The organism is Rhodococcus sp. NPDC003318 (assembly GCF_042879035.1).
Taxonomy (GTDB): Bacteria; Actinomycetota; Actinomycetes; order Mycobacteriales; family Mycobacteriaceae; genus Rhodococcus_G.
The window spans coordinates 909,413-924,498 of the sequence record NZ_JBIAOU010000001.1; the positions used below are offsets into that span (position 1 = coordinate 909,413).

At 68.7% G+C, this 15,086-nt stretch carries 15 protein-coding genes and 3 tRNA genes; 8 read left to right on the forward strand and 10 right to left on the reverse strand.

Going from position 1 to position 15,086, the window contains the following annotated elements:
• Positions 1–9: 9 nt before the first annotated feature.
• The gene (locus tag ACFYVR_RS04045; protein WP_387469836.1) at positions 10–1,182 is read right to left on the reverse strand and encodes a thiamine-phosphate kinase; all 1,173 of its coding nucleotides are present in this window, start codon (positions 1,180–1,182) and stop codon (positions 10–12) included.
• Between ACFYVR_RS04045 and ACFYVR_RS04050 the strand changes: the two genes are divergently transcribed.
• Positions 1,130–1,363, forward strand: coding sequence for an Lrp/AsnC ligand binding domain-containing protein (locus ACFYVR_RS04050; RefSeq protein ID WP_387469838.1), 234 nt, complete (start codon positions 1,130–1,132; stop codon positions 1,361–1,363). The two genes, ACFYVR_RS04045 and ACFYVR_RS04050, sit on opposite strands and share 53 nt — an antisense overlap.
• Before the next feature lie 77 nt (positions 1,364–1,440).
• Positions 1,441–2,013: a DUF3515 domain-containing protein gene (locus tag ACFYVR_RS04055; protein WP_387470350.1), complete on the forward strand. Its 573-nt coding sequence runs from the start codon at positions 1,441–1,443 to the stop codon at positions 2,011–2,013.
• A 22-nt stretch (positions 2,014–2,035) separates the two neighbouring features.
• Here the strand turns inward: ACFYVR_RS04055 and ACFYVR_RS04060 are convergent, their stop codons facing one another.
• Both ACFYVR_RS04060 and ACFYVR_RS04065 read right to left on the reverse strand, forming a co-directional pair.
• Positions 2,036–3,142 carry a D-alanine--D-alanine ligase family protein gene (locus ACFYVR_RS04060; protein WP_387469840.1) on the reverse strand — a complete coding sequence of 369 codons (1,107 nt, stop codon included), beginning with the start codon at positions 3,140–3,142 and terminating at the stop codon, positions 2,036–2,038.
• A 34-nt stretch (positions 3,143–3,176) separates the two neighbouring features.
• Entirely contained in the window at positions 3,177–4,175 is a 999-nt protein-coding gene (locus tag ACFYVR_RS04065) for an NAD(P)H-dependent glycerol-3-phosphate dehydrogenase (protein ID WP_387469842.1), read from the reverse strand.
• A gap of 131 nt (positions 4,176–4,306) precedes the next feature.
• Between ACFYVR_RS04065 and cofC the strand changes: the two genes are divergently transcribed.
• The 3 genes from cofC (at position 4,307) to ACFYVR_RS04080 (ending at position 8,243) form a co-directional block, all read left to right on the forward strand.
• A complete protein-coding gene (gene cofC, locus ACFYVR_RS04070) occupies positions 4,307–4,987 on the forward strand; it encodes a 2-phospho-L-lactate guanylyltransferase (protein WP_387469844.1) in 681 nt (226 codons plus the stop codon).
• A gap of 166 nt (positions 4,988–5,153) precedes the next feature.
• Positions 5,154–7,271, forward strand: a complete 2,118-nt coding sequence (locus ACFYVR_RS04075) for an RNA degradosome polyphosphate kinase (protein WP_387470352.1) — start codon at positions 5,154–5,156, stop codon at positions 7,269–7,271.
• Positions 7,272–7,298: 27 nt separating this feature from the next.
• Positions 7,299–8,243: an NUDIX domain-containing protein gene (locus tag ACFYVR_RS04080; RefSeq protein ID WP_387469846.1), complete on the forward strand. Its 945-nt coding sequence runs from the start codon at positions 7,299–7,301 to the stop codon at positions 8,241–8,243.
• A gap of 77 nt (positions 8,244–8,320) precedes the next feature.
• Here ACFYVR_RS04080 and ACFYVR_RS04085 read toward each other — a convergent pair whose 3' ends face one another.
• The 3 genes from ACFYVR_RS04085 to leuC all read right to left on the reverse strand — a co-directional run bounded on the left by ACFYVR_RS04085 (position 8,321) and on the right by leuC (position 11,236).
• Positions 8,321–9,016, reverse strand: a complete 696-nt coding sequence (locus ACFYVR_RS04085) for an HU family DNA-binding protein (protein WP_387469848.1) — start codon at positions 9,014–9,016, stop codon at positions 8,321–8,323.
• Positions 9,017–9,169: 153 nt separating this feature from the next.
• Positions 9,170–9,784, reverse strand: a complete 615-nt coding sequence (gene leuD, locus ACFYVR_RS04090; protein WP_387469850.1) for a 3-isopropylmalate dehydratase small subunit — start codon at positions 9,782–9,784, stop codon at positions 9,170–9,172.
• A gap of 27 nt (positions 9,785–9,811) precedes the next feature.
• The gene (gene leuC, locus ACFYVR_RS04095; protein ID WP_387469852.1) at positions 9,812–11,236 is read right to left on the reverse strand and encodes a 3-isopropylmalate dehydratase large subunit; all 1,425 of its coding nucleotides are present in this window, start codon (positions 11,234–11,236) and stop codon (positions 9,812–9,814) included.
• Between the two features lie 165 nt (positions 11,237–11,401).
• On the opposite strand from leuC, the gene ACFYVR_RS04100 reads away from it, so the two are divergent.
• The 3 genes from ACFYVR_RS04100 (at position 11,402) to ACFYVR_RS04110 (ending at position 12,981) form a co-directional block, all read left to right on the forward strand.
• Positions 11,402–12,121: an IclR family transcriptional regulator gene (locus ACFYVR_RS04100; RefSeq protein ID WP_387469854.1), complete on the forward strand. Its 720-nt coding sequence runs from the start codon at positions 11,402–11,404 to the stop codon at positions 12,119–12,121.
• A gap of 90 nt (positions 12,122–12,211) precedes the next feature.
• On the forward strand, positions 12,212–12,709 hold the full coding sequence (locus ACFYVR_RS04105) for a pyridoxamine 5'-phosphate oxidase family protein (protein WP_387470354.1): 498 nt from the start codon (positions 12,212–12,214) through the stop codon (positions 12,707–12,709).
• Between the two features lie 104 nt (positions 12,710–12,813).
• Positions 12,814–12,981 carry a DUF5302 domain-containing protein gene (locus tag ACFYVR_RS04110; protein WP_387469856.1) on the forward strand — a complete coding sequence of 56 codons (168 nt, stop codon included), beginning with the start codon at positions 12,814–12,816 and terminating at the stop codon, positions 12,979–12,981.
• Positions 12,982–13,046: 65 nt separating this feature from the next.
• Here ACFYVR_RS04110 and ACFYVR_RS04115 read toward each other — a convergent pair.
• The 4 genes from ACFYVR_RS04115 to gltX all read right to left on the reverse strand — a co-directional run bounded on the left by ACFYVR_RS04115 (position 13,047) and on the right by gltX (position 15,002).
• Positions 13,047–13,119, reverse strand: a tRNA-Glu gene (locus ACFYVR_RS04115).
• A gap of 60 nt (positions 13,120–13,179) precedes the next feature.
• A tRNA-Glu gene (locus tag ACFYVR_RS04120) sits at positions 13,180–13,255 on the reverse strand.
• A gap of 54 nt (positions 13,256–13,309) precedes the next feature.
• Positions 13,310–13,381, reverse strand: a tRNA-Gln gene (locus ACFYVR_RS04125).
• 145 nt (positions 13,382–13,526) lie between these two features.
• A complete protein-coding gene (gene gltX, locus ACFYVR_RS04130) occupies positions 13,527–15,002 on the reverse strand; it encodes a glutamate--tRNA ligase (protein WP_387469858.1) in 1,476 nt (491 codons plus the stop codon).
• Positions 15,003–15,086 lie beyond the last annotated feature (84 nt).

Genomic DNA, 15,086 nt, shown 5'->3' on the forward strand with positions numbered 1-15,086 from the left:
TGCTGCACCCTAACCGTCGAAGCTCTGCCAGCCTCCGGGCCCCGCCCACTCGCGGCCACCGACGAGGACGCCTGCTCCCGCACGGACGACACCGATGCGCCGCCAGCCGTCCGGGAGGCTCGCGTCGGGAGGGAAGGTGGCGGCGAGGCCGTGATCCTCGCCACCGGTGAGCACCCAGCCGAATGCATCGGCTCCGAGCGCCTGCGCCGCGGCGCGGAGCGGCGGGTCCGGTGCCAGCGCCGCGGGATCGAGGTCGACGCCGACACCGGACGCCGCGCACAGGTGACCGAGGTCGGCGACGAGTCCGTCGGAGACGTCGGTCATCGCCGTCGCCCCGGACCGGGATGCGTCCACGCCGCTCCGATACGGAGGACTCGGAACCCGATGCGCGTCAACGACTTCCGGAAACCCGTCGACTCCCGCGAGCAGGACGGCGAGGCCCGCCGCCGACCATCCGGCCCGTCCGGCCAGCGCCACCTGATCGCCGGGACGCGCACCGGACCGCAGTACCGCATCACGTCCCCGAAGATCTCCGAGGACCGTGATCGACAGCACCACCTGATCCGACTGGACGGTGTCGCCACCGACCACTCCGGCCCCGAGCGCGGCGGCCGCCGTCGCGATTCCGTCGCTCAACGCGTCGGCCACCGACACCGGCGTGTCCGGTGGGCAACCGAGCGAGACGAGAAACGCCGTCGGCCAGGCCCCCATCGACACGATGTCGGCGGCGTTCTGCGCAACCGCCTTGCGTCCCACCTGGTGCGGGGTCGACCAGTCGAACCGAAAGTGTCTGCCCTCCACCAACATGTCGGACGAGACGACGACGCGGCCGTCCTCGGCACGCACGACGGCGGCGTCGTCGCCGGGCCCGAGGATCGTCGTCGCGGGTTGCTCGCGCCCGGACACGGCCCGGTCGATCACGGCGAACTCGCCGATGTCGGCCACCGTCCGCTCGGACTGCGGATCCCGCTCGCTGCCGGTGTTCCCAGTGTCGATGACATGCCTTTCGCCGAAAACGGTCGCGGTACCCTGGGAGGGCGGCCGGGAATCGACCCGGCCCGGCACGACAAGCCGGAGCCACCGCGACTCTACCGAGACCGCGAGGCGCTGTGCTGGGAAGGGGCCACCGGTGGCGCAGGCGTTCGTATTGATCCAGACCGAGGTGGGCAAGGCAACCGTCATCGCCGACCGGATCCGGCAGCTGCCCGGGGTGGTCACCGCCGAGAACGTGGTCGGCCCGTACGACGTGATCGCCCGGATCGACGCTCTGGGCGGCGACGGCCTGGCCCCGGTCGTGAAGGACATCCAGCACGTCACCGGCATCACCCGAACCCTCACCTGCGAGGTGGCGGCGAGCTCGTGAGCAGATCCGGCCCCGAGACATCGGCGAACGACCCCGCCAGCACCGACGACGTTCGACAGGACGTTCGACGGAACGACATTCGAGAAAACGACACAGTGACAGATCCCGACACCCGCCGCAGCCCCGCCCTGATCGCCGCCGCGGTCGCACTTCCCGTCGCCCTGATCGCGGGGGTCGTGGTCGCCGCCGTCATCGCCGGCCGCAATCCCGTCCTCGAGCCCGTCGCGCTGGGCGAGGTTCCCGCCCCTGCCGCGGGATCGCCGGAGTGCACCTCGCTGGTGGCGTCACTTCCGGAGACGATCGGCGACTTCGACCGCGCCGATCTGGTCGATCCGGCTCCCGCGGGCGCGGCGGCCTGGCAGTCCGCCGACGCACAGGAGATCGTGCTGCGGTGCGGCCTGGACCGTCCGGTGGAGTTCGACGCGGCGAGCGCCCTGCAGGTCGTCGACGGTGTGCAGTGGCTGGAGATCCCGGGCGACGAGGGCATGGACGCCAGCACGTGGTTCGCGGTCGACCGCGGGGTGTACGTCGCGGTGACCATCCCGCACGGGCTCGGACCGACGCCGTTGCAGGACACGTCGGCGGCCGTCGCGGGCGCACTCGAGGCGAAGCCCCTCGACCCGGCGCCGGTGGCGGTCCCCGGCTCGTGAGCCCGGTGGACGCAGTCCTGCGTCAGCGCAGGCCGGTGCCGCGGGCGAGCGCCGTGTCGACGAGGGTGGAGACGAGGGTCCGGTAGTCGACGCCGGCGGCGTCCCACATCCGCGGGAACATCGAGATGGCGGTGAACCCGGGCATGGTGTTGATCTCGTTGATGACGGGGCCGTCCTCGGTGACGAAGAAGTCGACCCGGGCCAGGCCCTGGCAGTCGAGGGCCTCGAACGCGCGGATCGCGATGGCCCGGATCTCGTCACTGACGTCGTCGTCGAGCTTGGCGGGCACGTCGAATTCACAGATGTCGTCGAGGTACTTGGTGTCGAAGTCGTAGAACGCGTCGTCGTCCTCGACGAGGTCCGGCATCCGGATCTCGGCAACGACACTGGAACGCACTGTGCCGTCGGGGAATTCGAGCACTCCGCACTCGACCTCGCGCCCGACGATCGCGGCCTCGACGATCACCTTCGGGTCGTGGGTTCGGGCGTGTGCGATCGCCGCGTCCAGTCCCTCCCAGCTCGAGACGCGGGTGATGCCGATCGACGAACCACCGCGCGCGGGCTTGACGAAGACGGGCAGTCCGAGTGCGTCCCGGTCGGCCTGCGAGACGGTGGCGACTCCCGGCCGCAGGACCACCTGACGACCGATCGGCAGGCCTTCGGCGGCAAGCAGTTTCTTGGTGAACTCCTTGTCCATCCCTGCGGCGCTGGCCAGCACACCCGGACCGACGTACGGGATTCCCGCCAGTTCGAGCAGGCCCTGGACGGTGCCGTCCTCGCCGTATGCGCCGTGCAGCACGGGGAACACGACATCGACCGACGCCAGGACGCGGCCCGCTTCCTCCGAGTCGAGGGCGACGATGGCGCCTCCGCGGGTCGGATCGGCGGTGATCGTCAGTGCCGCGCCCGCCGCGTCGACGCTGGGCAGGGCGCGACCGTCGATGGCCAGTTCCGCCGGATCGGCTGCGCCGAGCACCCAGGCGCCGGCGGGAGTGATGCCGATCGGCACCACCTCGTAGACCTCCGGGTCGAGGTTGCGCAGGACGCTGCCCGCCGAGACGCAGGAGACCGAATGCTCGCTGCTGCGCCCACCGAAGATCACGGCCACCCTGGTACGAGGATTGTTCACGCGGAAACCGTACCGTTAGACGCGTGGCCGGGCCTCATTCGGGTTTGATGCGGCGGCCCAGCAGCAACCCGACCGCCTCGCGCACCGACAGTCCCTCGTGACACACGCGATGCACCGCGTCGGTGAGCGGCATCTCGACGCCGTGCCGCTGCGCCAGCGCGCGGACGGAGGTGCACGACTTCACACCCTCGGCGACCTGGCCGTTGGTGGCGGCCTGTGCACTGGCCAGCGTGCCACCCTTGCCGAGGTGGGCTCCGAAGGTGCGGTTGCGCGAGAGCGGCGACGAACAGGTGGCGACGAGGTCGCCGACCCCGGCGAGCCCGGCGAGGGTCGCGGGATTGGCTCCGAGCGCGACGCCGAGGCGGATCATCTCGGCGAGGCCGCGGGTGATGATCGTGGCGTTCGTGTTCTCGCCGAATCCGACGCCGGAGGCCATCCCGCATGCCAGGGCGATGACGTTCTTGCACGCCCCGCCGATCTCGCAGCCGATCACGTCGACGTTGGTGTAGGGGCGGAAGTACTTTGTGGCACAGGACTTCTGAACCGCCACGGCACGCTCGTGATCGGAGCAGGCGATCACCGTCGCGGAGGGCTGACCGATCGCGATCTCCCGGGCCAGGTTGGGCCCCGACAGGACGGCGACCCGGTCCGGGTTGACGCCGGCGACCTCGGTGATCACCTCGCTCATCCGCAGCAACGTGCCGGACTCGATGCCCTTGGCCAAGGAGAGCAGGGTGGCGTCCGACTCGACGGACGCCGCCCAGCCGGCGAGGTTGGCGCGCAACGACTGGGACGGTACGGCGAGTACCACCAGGTCGGCACCGGCCAGTGCCGTGACGGGGTCCGTCGTCGCAGTCAGCTCGTCCGGCAGGGTGATTCCGTCGAGATAACCAGGATTGACATGGTCGTTCGTGATCGCCGCGGCGATCTCCGCGCGGCGCGCCCACATCGTGACCTCGGTTCCCGCGTCGGCGAGCACCTTCGCAAACGCCGTGCCCCACGAACCCGCACCCAGTACCGCCGCCCTCACCATCGCCCATCCTCCGACCGGTCCACTCACTGTTGGCTGTCACGACAGTAGTCGGGCCCCGTCCGCCGCACGGGCCGACCGGCAGACCGGCACCCTCGCGGGCCGCATCAACCGCCACTGGCAGGATGTTTCACATGAGCACCGCGCCCACTGCCCCGTCCTCGGTGCGCGCGCACGTCCTGATCGCCGTCAAGGATCTCGGCCAGGCGAAGAGCAGGCTGACGCCGCGACTGGCCGACGGGCAGCGCACGGAACTCGTGCTGGCGATGCTCCGGGACACGCTGTCCGCGGCGCGTGCGTCGGTCGCGGTCGCTGCGGTCACGGTGATCACGCCCGATCCGCGGGTGTCGGCGGCCGCGACTGCGGCGGGCGCGCATTGGATCCCGGATCGCGCGGCGGGCCCGGATCGGCTCAACGACGTGCTCCACGCGGCCGCCCGTGAGACCGACCGCGGACCCGGTCCGGTGGTGGCGCTGCAGGGCGATCTGCCATGCCTGACGGCCGTGGAACTGACCGAGGCACTCGTGGCCGCACGGCCGTTTCCGCGCGCGGTGGTCGTCGATCACCACGGCACGGGAACGTCCGCCCTGATCGTCGCCGACCCGTCACAGGACCTGTCCCCCCGGTTCGGCACCGACTCCGCCAGACGCCACATCGATTCCGGGGCAACGGCTTTGAGGGGATCGTGGCCGGGTCTGCGACTGGACGTGGACACCCCGGACGATCTCGACGCCGCGTCACTCCTCGGCCCGGGGCCCGAAACCGCCCGGGTGCTGCGGTCGATCGGCTGGCCGAGGCCATCCGCACGTTGTTGAGAATTCACCCGGACTCGCGGGCATCGGATTGCCGCGTTCTCGCGATCTGGGGGATGATCGACCGGTGAGCAATGGTGACAGCGCAGGACACGACACGGTGACGGAATCGGCGATCTCCAGGGAACGGGAAGCACCGACCGAACGAGACCCGGCGCCAGCACCGCACCTGCCGGTGGTTCCGACCGCACCGCCGGCGCCGACACCGATCACCGTCGACGGAGCAGCCGCCCCGCTGCCCGACGATCGTTACCTCAACCGCGAACTGAGCTGGCTGGACTTCAATTCCCGGGTGCTCGCACTCGCCGAGGACCCGTCGCTGCCATTGCTCGAGCGCGCGAAGTTCCTCGCGATCTTCGCGTCCAACCTCGACGAGTTCTACATGGTTCGGGTGGCGGGTCTCAAGCGGCGCGACGAGACCGGATTGTCGGTACGCTCCGCCGACGGTCTGACGCCGCGGGAACAGCTGGCGCTGATCAACGAGCGCACCCAGGAGATCGCCGAGTTGCACGCGCGCACGTTCGGGGAGCTGCTCCCCCAGCTGGCCGCGGAGGGCATCTCGATCATCCGGTGGTCGGACCTGGACGCCGCGGAAGCCGACCGGCTGTCGCAGTACTTCCAGGATCAGGTGTTCCCGGTCCTGACACCGCTGGCCGTCGACCCGGCCCACCCGTTCCCCTACATCAGCGGCCTGAGCCTCAACCTCGCGGTGACGGTGAAGGATTCCGCGACCGGCGGCGAGCACTTCGCCCGCGTGAAGGTACCCGACAACGTCGATCGCTTCGTCCGTGTCAACCGCGGAGAGTCGCCGTCGGCGATCCCGGCGTTCCTCCCGATGGAGGCCCTCATCGCCGCCCACCTGCACGTGCTGTTCCCCGGCATGGAGATCGTGGAGCACCACGCGTTCCGGATCACCCGCAACGCCGACTTCGAGGTCGAGGAGGACCGCGACGAGGATCTGCTGCAGGCACTCGAACGCGAACTCGCCCGGCGGCGCTTCGGATCTCCGGTGCGCCTCGAGGTCGCCGACGACATGACCGAGCACATGCTCGACCTGCTGCTGCGCGAACTCGAGGTCGACCCCGGTGATGTGATCCAGGTTCCCGGTTTGCTCGACCTGTCCTGCCTGTGGCAGGTGTACGGCGTCGATCGGCCCGCGCTCAAGGATGCACCGTTCGTGCCCGCGACCCATCCGGCGTTCGGCGAACGCGAGACCCCCAAGAGCGTCTTCTCGACGCTGCGCGAGGGCGACGTCCTCGTGCACCATCCGTACGACTCGTTCTCGACCAGCGTGCAGCGGTTCATCGAGCAGGCCGCCGCGGACCCGCAGGTGCTGGCGATCAAGCAGACCCTGTACCGCACGTCGGGCGACTCCCCGATCGTCAACGCGCTCATCGACGCTGCCGAGGCGGGCAAGCAGGTCGTCGCGCTGGTGGAGATCAAGGCGCGCTTCGACGAGCAGGCGAACATCAAGTGGGCACGCAAGTTGGAGCAGGCGGGGGTGCACGTCGTGTACGGACTCGTCGGCCTCAAGACGCACTGCAAGACGTGCCTCGTGGTTCGCCGCGAGGGCGGGGCGATCCGGCGGTACTGCCACATCGGGACGGGGAACTACAACCCGAAGACGGCCCGGCTGTACGAGGACGTGGGACTGCTCACCGCGGCCCCCGAGATCGGGGCCGACCTGACCGACCTGTTCAACTCGCTGACCGGGTACTCGCGAAAGTCCAACTACCGCAACCTGCTGGTCGCGCCGCACGGCGTCCGCGCCGGGATCGTCTCCCGCATCGAGGCCGAGATCGAGCACAAGCAGTCGGGCCGCTCGGCGCGGGTCCGGCTCAAGGCCAACGCCCTCGTCGACGAGCAGGTCATCGACGCGCTCTACCGCGCGTCGCAGGCGGGTGTCCCGGTCGAGGTGGTCGTACGTGGCATCTGCGCGCTGCGTCCGGGGGTGCCGGGGCTGAGCGAGAACATCGAGGTCCGTTCGATTCTCGGCCGGTTCCTCGAGCACTCCCGCGTGCTGCACTTCGCGGGATCGAACGAGTTCTGGATCGGCAGCGCCGACATGATGCACCGCAATCTGGACCGCCGGGTCGAGGTGATGGCCCAGGTCAAGGATCCCCGTCTGACGCGACAACTCGGAGAGATCTTCGACTCCGCTCTCGATCCCACCACCCGGTGCTGGGTGCTGCAGTCCGACGGGCACTGGGCGGCGTCCCCCGCCCGTGGCGAGCGGGTACGCGACCACCAGGAGGAACTGATGCGCACCCGACGGGTCGGCGCGTAGGCGCGATCGACGAGCAGGAGGACACCCGTGGGCTCCACTTCCGATCGCGCAAACGGCAAGTCGGCCAGTATCAAGGCCAGCATCTTCGCCGCGGGCGCAGTCCTGTGGCGCAAGGCGCCGGGCAACCCGTACGAGATCGAGATCGCGCTGATCCATCGGCCCAAGTACGACGACTGGTCGCTCCCCAAGGGCAAATTGGATCCGGGCGAGATACCGGTCGTCGCCGCGGTGCGCGAGGTGGAGGAGGAGACCGGTCTGCAGGTCCAGTTGGGCAGACACGTCGCACGCATCTCGTACGAGGTGCCCGGACACCGTAAACGCAAGCGGGTCGACTACTGGGCCGCCGAGGCACGCGGCGGCGAGTTCGTGCCCAACGCCGAGGTCGACGAGATGCGGTGGCTGCCGCCGGACGAAGTGCCCGACGCCCTGTCGTACCGGATGGATGTCAGGGTGATCACCCGATTCCTGGAGGTACCCGCGGACACCACCACGGTTCTGGTGGTGCGCCATGCGAAGGCGGGTCGCCGGTCACGCTATCGGGGCGACGACGATCTGCGGCCCCTGGACAAGCACGGTCGCGCACAGGCCGAGGCGCTGTCGACGCTGCTGCAGGCCTTCGGGACGACCGAGATCCACACCGCCGACCGCACGCGGTGTGTGCAGACGGTGGAGCCACTGGCACGCGCGCTCAGCATCGGAATCGGCGTCGAGCCCGCACTGTCCGAGGAGTCGTACCGGGACGACCCGTCGGCCACGCAGGCACTGCTGCGAAAGATCGCCACCCGAGGTGGAGTTCAGGTCGTCTGCAGCCAGGGCCGGGTGATTCCCCCGCTGCTCCAGTGGTGGGCGGACCGCGACGGTGTCACGCTCCCACCGGCACGAAACCGCAAGGGCAGCACCTGGGTGCTGTCGCTGTCGGGCGGCAAGTTGGTGGCCGCCAATCACATCGACAGCGCACTGCCCGAAACCTGACGAGGATCCGAACCCGACGAACACAGGGAAAGGGTGGCGACGGATTTCTCCGTCGCCACCCTTTCCCCGTCGGTGTGTCAGCGCTTGCGCGCGGGTGCCTTCTTCGCGGGCGCCTTCTTGGCCGGAGCCGCCTTCTTCGCGACGGTCTTCTTGGCCGGAGCCGCCTTCTTGGCCGGCGTGGTCTTCTTCGCCGCGGTCGCCTTGGTGGCCGTGGTCTTCTTGGCCGGCGTGGTCTTCTTCGCCGCGGTCGCCTTGGTGGCCGTGGTCTTCTTCGCCGGCGTGGTCTTCTTCGCCGCGGTCGCCCTGGTGGCCGTGGTCGCCTTGGTGGCGGTCGCCTTCTTGGCCGGTGCCGCCTTCTTGGCGGGAGTGGCCTTGGCGACGGTCTTCTTCGCCGGTGCCGCCTTCTTCGCAGCCGTCTTCTTGGCTGCGGCCTTCTTCACGGGAGCCGCTGCGGCCGAACCACGCTTGACGGCCGGGCCGGTGGCCGGAAGCTTCTGCTTACCGGCGATCACGGCCTTGAACTGAGCACCGGGGCGGAAGGCCGGGACCGACGTCGGCTTGACCTTGACGGTCTCGCCGGTACGCGGGTTGCGCGCGACACGAGCCGCACGGCGACGCTGCTCAAAGACGCCGAAGCCGGTGATGGTGACGTTCTCGCCGGCGTGGACCGCGCGGACGATGATGTCCACGATGTGCTCGACCGCGTCGGTCGCGCTACGACGATCGGATTCCAACCTTTCGGTCAGCTGATCAATGAGCTCTGCCTTGTTCATGGGGATTTCCTCCGCAACCAGATGGCCCACTGACGGACCGACTAGCAAACACGGTAAACCGGAAATGGGCAAGAGTCTATGTGCCACGCCAATTCTCATGCCTCTCTCAGCGGCGTGGCAACCCATTTCCGGCTTCCGATGTGCTTAGCGCCCCTACGAGTCGCCCCCCGCGACGGGCTCGGGAAGCGTCACAGGTTTCCATGACGGCCTTGACTTTTCGAACTCGGAAATCGCCTCTACCTGGCGCAACGTCAGTCCGATGTCGTCGAGACCCTCGAGCAGACGCCACCGCGTGTAGTCGTCAATGCTGAAGGGCACCACCAGGGTTCCGGCGCTCACGGTCCGAGAAGTGAGATCCACGACAATTTCCAGACCGGGCCGCTCTTCGAGCGCTTTCCAGAGCAATTCGACGTCCGACTGCTCCACCTGAGCGGCCAGCAGACCGGCCTTGCCGGCGTTGCCGCGGAAGATGTCCGCGAACCGGGACGCGATGACGACGCGGAAACCGTAGTCGGACAGCGCCCACACCGCGTGCTCGCGGGAGGAGCCGGTACCGAAGTCCGGTCCGGCCACGAGAACGCTGCCCTTGTCGTACGGCGCGGTGTTGAGGATGAATCCCGGGTCGGCACGCCAGCCGGCGAACAGTCCGTCCTCGAAACCGCTGCGGGTCACCCTCTTCAGGTAGACCGCGGGGATGATCTGGTCGGTGTCGACATTGGAACGCCGCAGCGGGACGCCGATGCCCTTGTGAGTCGTGAAGGCTTCCATCGAAATATCTCCTACTCGTTCCGGTGCCTAGTCGAGATCCGACGGGGAGGACAGCGTGCCACGCACCGCGGTCGCCGCCGCGACGAGCGGCGAGACCAGGTGGGTGCGTCCGCCCTTGCCCTGCCTGCCCTCGAAGTTGCGGTTGGATGTCGATGCCGACCGCTCCCCCGACGCGAGCTGATCGGGGTTCATGCCCAGGCACATCGAGCATCCCGCCTGCCGCCATTCCGCGCCTGCCGCAGTGAAGATCTCACCGAGCCCCTCGTCCTCGGCCTGGGCGCGCACCCGCATCGAACCGGGAACGACGAGCATCCGGACGCTGTCTGCGACCTTGCGTCCCTTCAGAACTCCGGCGACGGCGCGCAGGTCCTCGATGCGGCCGTTCGTGCACGATCCGACGAAGACGGTGTCGACCGCGATCTCCCGGAGCGGGGTGCCACCCTCGAGCCCCATGTAGGCGAGTGCCTTCTCGGCCGCGGCGCGTTCGGTCTCGTCGACGATGTCGGCCGGATTCGGAACCGAATCCCCGAGCGGTGCGCCCTGTCCGGGGTTGGTGCCCCAGGTGACGAAGGGCGTCAACGCACTGGCGTCGATGTGCACCTCGGCGTCGAAAACCGCGTCCTCGTCGGTCTTCAGCTCGTTCCACGCCGCGACCGCGGCATCCCAGTCCGCGCCGGTCGGCGCGTGCGGACGACCCTTGATGAAGTCGTACGTCGTCTCGTCGGGGGCGATCATCCCGGCCCGGGCACCCGCTTCGATCGACATGTTGCAGATCGTCATTCGGGCTTCCATGGACAGCTTCCGGATGGCCTCGCCGCGGTATTCGAGGACGTAGCCCTGACCGCCGCCGGTACCGATCTTGGCGATGACCGCCAGGATCAGGTCCTTGCTCGTCACGCCCGGGCCCAGTTCCCCGTCGACGGTGATCGCCATCGTCTTGAACGGACGAAGCGACAACGTCTGCGTCGCCAGGACGTGCTCGACCTCGCTGGTGCCGATTCCCATTGCGATGGAACCGAACGCACCGTGGGTCGAGGTGTGGCTGTCTCCGCAGACCACGGTCATGCCGGGCTGGGTCAGGCCGAGCTGCGGGCCGACCACGTGCACGATGCCCTGATCCAGATCACCCATGGGGTGGAGCCGGACGCCGAACTCCTCACAGTTCTTTCGCAGCGTCTCGACCTGGAGCCGGGAGACCGGGTCCGCGATCGGCTTGTCGATGTCGACGGTCGGGACGTTGTGGTCCTCGGTGGCGATCGTCAGGTCGGGTCGGCGAACCGGTCGCCCGGCCAACCGAAGTCCGTCGAACGCCTGCGGGCTGGTCACCTCGTGCACGAGATGCAGATCGATGTAGATCAGGTCGGGCTCGCGGGAGCTGCCCTCCCCCCGCCCCTCGACGACGACGTGCTGGTCCCACACCTTCTGCGCCAGTGTGCGCCCTCTGCTGGCCATGTTCTCCACCTCTTCGTGATTCGTCGGCTCGCGGCTACGGGCTGGCCGGCGGGTCCGACTTCCATCATCTCTCGGTTCGCGGTCGCTGCGATCGACTCCACCCTCGGCATCCGGCTGTTCATCCCCGATTGCGAATCCCAGAATACGAGACGATAATATCGACCTATGAGACAGCATAGCGCCTCCGCGGCCACCAGCGGGATCGGGGTTCTCGACAAGGCGATGACGGTTCTGCACGCGGTGGCCCAAGCGCCGTGCAACCTCGGTGAGCTGTGCACCCGGACCGGACTCCCCCGCGCGACCGCGCACCGGCTGGCGGTCGGGCTCGAAGTGCATCGACTGCTCGCTCGCGACGCGGACGGCCTCTGGCGACCGGGTCCGGGACTGGCGGAGCTGGCACCGACCGCGAACGACAATCTCCTCGAGGCCGCCGCACTCGTGCTCCCCCGCCTACGCGAGATCACCGGGGAGAGCGTGCAGCTCTACCGACGCGAAGGGCTGCAACGGGTCTGCGTCGCCTCGATGGAGCCTCCCACCGGACTCCGCGACACCGTCCTGGTCGGCGCCCGCCTTCCGATGACCGCCGGTTCCGGAGCCAAGGTCCTTCTCGCGTGGGCCGATCCGCAGGTGCAACGGTCCGTGCTGCCCGACGCGCTGTTCAGCGAGCGGGTCCTGGTCGAGGTGCGCAAGCGCGGCTGGGCGCAGAGCGCTGCCGAGCGCGAGCCCGGAGTCGCGAGTGTCGCGGCCCCGGTACGCGATCGCGGTGGCGCGGTCGTCGCTGCGATCTCGGTGTCCGGACCGATCGACCGGATGGGCCGACGACCCGGCGCGCGCTGGGCCGCCGATCTTCTCGCCGCCGCCGAGGCACTGCACAAGAGGCTGTGACACCGCGGTCCGCGTGACCGACGTGACACCCGCGTGGGACAGTGCATGCGAAGCAACGTTCACAGGACACCCGAACGGGAGGACGCCGTAGTGGGCACCAACCAGCGGTCACAGATCACGATGACCGACTCCGAGATCGCCGAGTTCGTCGAGCACAGCAGGGTCGCCACGATGGCGACGATCGGACCGAACGGCACCCCCCACCTGATCGCGATGTGGTACGCGGTCGTCGACGGGGAGGTGTGGTTCGAGACGAAGGCGAAGTCGCAGAAGGTCGTCAACCTCCGTCGCGACAGCCGGATCACCGTGATGATCGAGGACGGACAGACCTACGACACCCTCCGGGGAGTGTCCATCGAGGGCACCGCGGAGGTCGTCGAGGACCGCGACGCTCTGTGGGCGGTCTGCGTCAGCGTCTGGGAACGCTACACCGGGCCGTACACCAAGGAGTCGGATCCCGCGATCGAGATGATGGCGAACAAGCGGGTCGCGGTGCGTATCAAGCCCGACCGGGTTCGGTCGTGGGACCACCACAAGCTGGGATTGCCCGCGATGCCGGTGAGCGGCAGCACCGCGCAATACCTGTAGCGACGTTGCCGCGACGCGAGAAATCCACGCGACGATCGGGGCGAACGGAGGTACGGTCACGATGCGACCACTCATCGGACGACGAGATCCAGGAGGAACGCATCGTGACCGAATCCGAGAGCGAGCACATCAAGGAGCAGTTCCGCGAGGCACTCGAGCGCAAGAACCATCAGCACTCGCTGCACGGCAACGCGCCCGCGGGAGACTCCAAGGTTCACCAGGAACACGGTCCCGCCGACCACAAGCGCGAGTTCCGGCGCAAGAGCGGCTGACCCGACTCCACTCTCCCGAACATGAGAAAGACCCTCCGGTCCGTACCGGAGGGTCCTTCTCGTTGTAGCCCCGACGGGATTCGAACCCGCGCTACCGCCTTGAGAGGGCGGCGTCCTAGGCCGCTAGACGACGGGGCCAGGACGTGACCGGTGTTCGCCGACTCGACGTCGACCTTCCCGATCATGGCACGCTCTCCGTGGTAGCCCCGACGGGATTCGAACCCGCGCTACCGCCTTGAGAGGGCGGCGTCCTAGGCCGCTAGACGACGGGGCCAGGGAACGTGCCGTGTACTGCTTGGCAATCCGGCTGATCTTCACCGGATTTCCGCTGGGGTACCAGGACTCGAACCTAGAATGGCTGAACCAGAATCAGCTGTGTTGCCAATTACACCATACCCCAATGGCTTGTCCCGACGTCCCTCGCGGCGAGGCGGAGGCCGTCGTTCGAACCGAGGAGAACAATAGCAAAGCCCACCCTCGATCCTCCAAATCGGCTGGTCAGAGGCGTGAAATTGCCGCCGCTGACCAGCCGGTGGAGCGCGGCGTCAGACCGTGACGGTCGCGCGGGCCGCCCGCAGCCGGGCCAACGTGGTGTCCCGGCCGAGCAGTTCCATCGACTCGTAGAGCGGCGGGCTGATGTGCGAACCGGTCACCGCGACCCGCACGGGGGCGAAGGCCTTGCGCGGCTTGAGCTCGAGGCCGTCGATCAGGGCCGCCTTGAGCGAGGACTCCAGCTCGGCCGTCGCCCACGTGTCGACACCGTCCAGTGCGGCGATCGTCGCGTCGAGCACCGGCGCCGCGTCCGCACCGAGGTTCTTCGTCGCGGCCGCCGGGTCGATCGCGAAGTCCTCCTCCGCGACCAACAGGAACTTCAGCAGGTCCCAGGCGTCCTCCAGCACCACGATCCGGGTCTGCACGAGGTCCGCGGCCACCGCGAACTCCTCGTCGCTCAGCGCGTCCACCGGGTGCCCGTGGGTGGTCAGGTACGACCGCAGCCGGGCCGCGAAGTCGGCGGGCTCGAGCAGGCGGATGTGCTCGGCGTTGATCGCGTCGGCCTTCTTCTGGTCGAAACGCGCCGGGTTCGAGTTCACCTTCGCGATGTCGAACGCCGCGACCATCTCGTCCAGCGAGAACACGTCGTGGTCGTCCGCGATGCTCCACCCCAGCAACGCCAGGTAGTTGAGCAGACCCTCGGGGACGAACCCGCGGTCGCGGTGGATGAACAGGTTCGACTCGGGGTCGCGCTTCGACAGCTTCTTGTTGCCCTGACCCATCACGAACGGGAGGTGCCCGAACTCTGGCGTGAAATCGGCCACGCCGATGCGCTGCAGCGCCTCGTACAGCGCGAGCTGACGAGGCGTCGAGGACAGCAGGTCCTCGCCACGGAGCACGTGCGTGATCTTCATCAGCGCGTCGTCGACGGGGTTGACGAGGGTGTAGAGCGGGATGCCGTTGCCGCGGGTGAGCGCGAAGTCCGGGACCGTACCCGCCTTGAAGGTGGTCTCGCCCCGCACCAGGTCGACCCAGGTCAGGTCGTGGTCGGGCATCCGCAGCCGGACCACCGGCTTGCGCCCCTCGTCGAGGTACGCCTGCCGCTGCTCGGGGGTCAGGTCGCGGTCGAAGTTGTCGTAGCCCAGCTTGGGGTCGCGGCCGGCCGCCTTGTGGCGCTCCTCGACCTCCTCCGGCGTCGAGAACGACTCGTAGGCCTCGCCCGCCTCGAGCAGCTTCGCGACGACTCCGAGGTGCAGGTCACGCCGCTGCGACTGCCGGTACGGCTCGTACGGGCCGCCGACCTCCGGGCCCTCGTCCCAGTTCAGGCCGAGCCAGCGCAGCGCGTCGAGGATCGCCTGGTACGACTCCTCCGAGTCGCGGGCCGCGTCGGTGTCCTCGATGCGGAAGACGAACTTGCCGCCGTGGTGCCGCGCGAACGCCCAGTTGAACAGGGCGGTGCGGACGAGACCGACGTGCGGGGTCCCGGTGGGAGACGGACAGAAACGGACACGCACTTCGCTGGTGGTCATGGCTCACTTGGGTCGAGGGAGGACAGGGGTCCCTGACAGATTAGTCCTCCCCCGACCGACCCGCGGCGTCCGCGCCGGGTGCGT

What these genes read in the sequence shown, in the direction of transcription:
- ACFYVR_RS04085 (WP_387469848.1), bottom strand. Translation starts at nt 9,016, where the DNA reads ATGAACAAGGCAGAGCTCATTGATCAGCTGACCGAAAGGTTGGAATCC.
- leuC (WP_387469852.1), bottom strand. Translation starts at nt 11,236, where the DNA reads ATGGCCAGCAGAGGGCGCACACTGGCGCAGAAGGTGTGGGACCAGCAC.
- gltX (WP_387469858.1), bottom strand. Translation starts at nt 15,002, where the DNA reads ATGACCACCAGCGAAGTGCGTGTCCGTTTCTGTCCGTCTCCCACCGGG.
- ACFYVR_RS04065 (WP_387469842.1), bottom strand. Translation starts at nt 4,175, where the DNA reads ATGGTGAGGGCGGCGGTACTGGGTGCGGGTTCGTGGGGCACGGCGTTT.
- cofC (WP_387469844.1), top strand. Translation starts at nt 4,307, where the DNA reads ATGAGCACCGCGCCCACTGCCCCGTCCTCGGTGCGCGCGCACGTCCTG.
- ACFYVR_RS04100 (WP_387469854.1), top strand. Translation starts at nt 11,402, where the DNA reads ATGAGACAGCATAGCGCCTCCGCGGCCACCAGCGGGATCGGGGTTCTC.
- leuD (WP_387469850.1), bottom strand. Translation starts at nt 9,784, where the DNA reads ATGGAAGCCTTCACGACTCACAAGGGCATCGGCGTCCCGCTGCGGCGT.
- ACFYVR_RS04045 (WP_387469836.1), bottom strand. Translation starts at nt 1,182, where the DNA reads ATGACGGTTGCCTTGCCCACCTCGGTCTGGATCAATACGAACGCCTGC.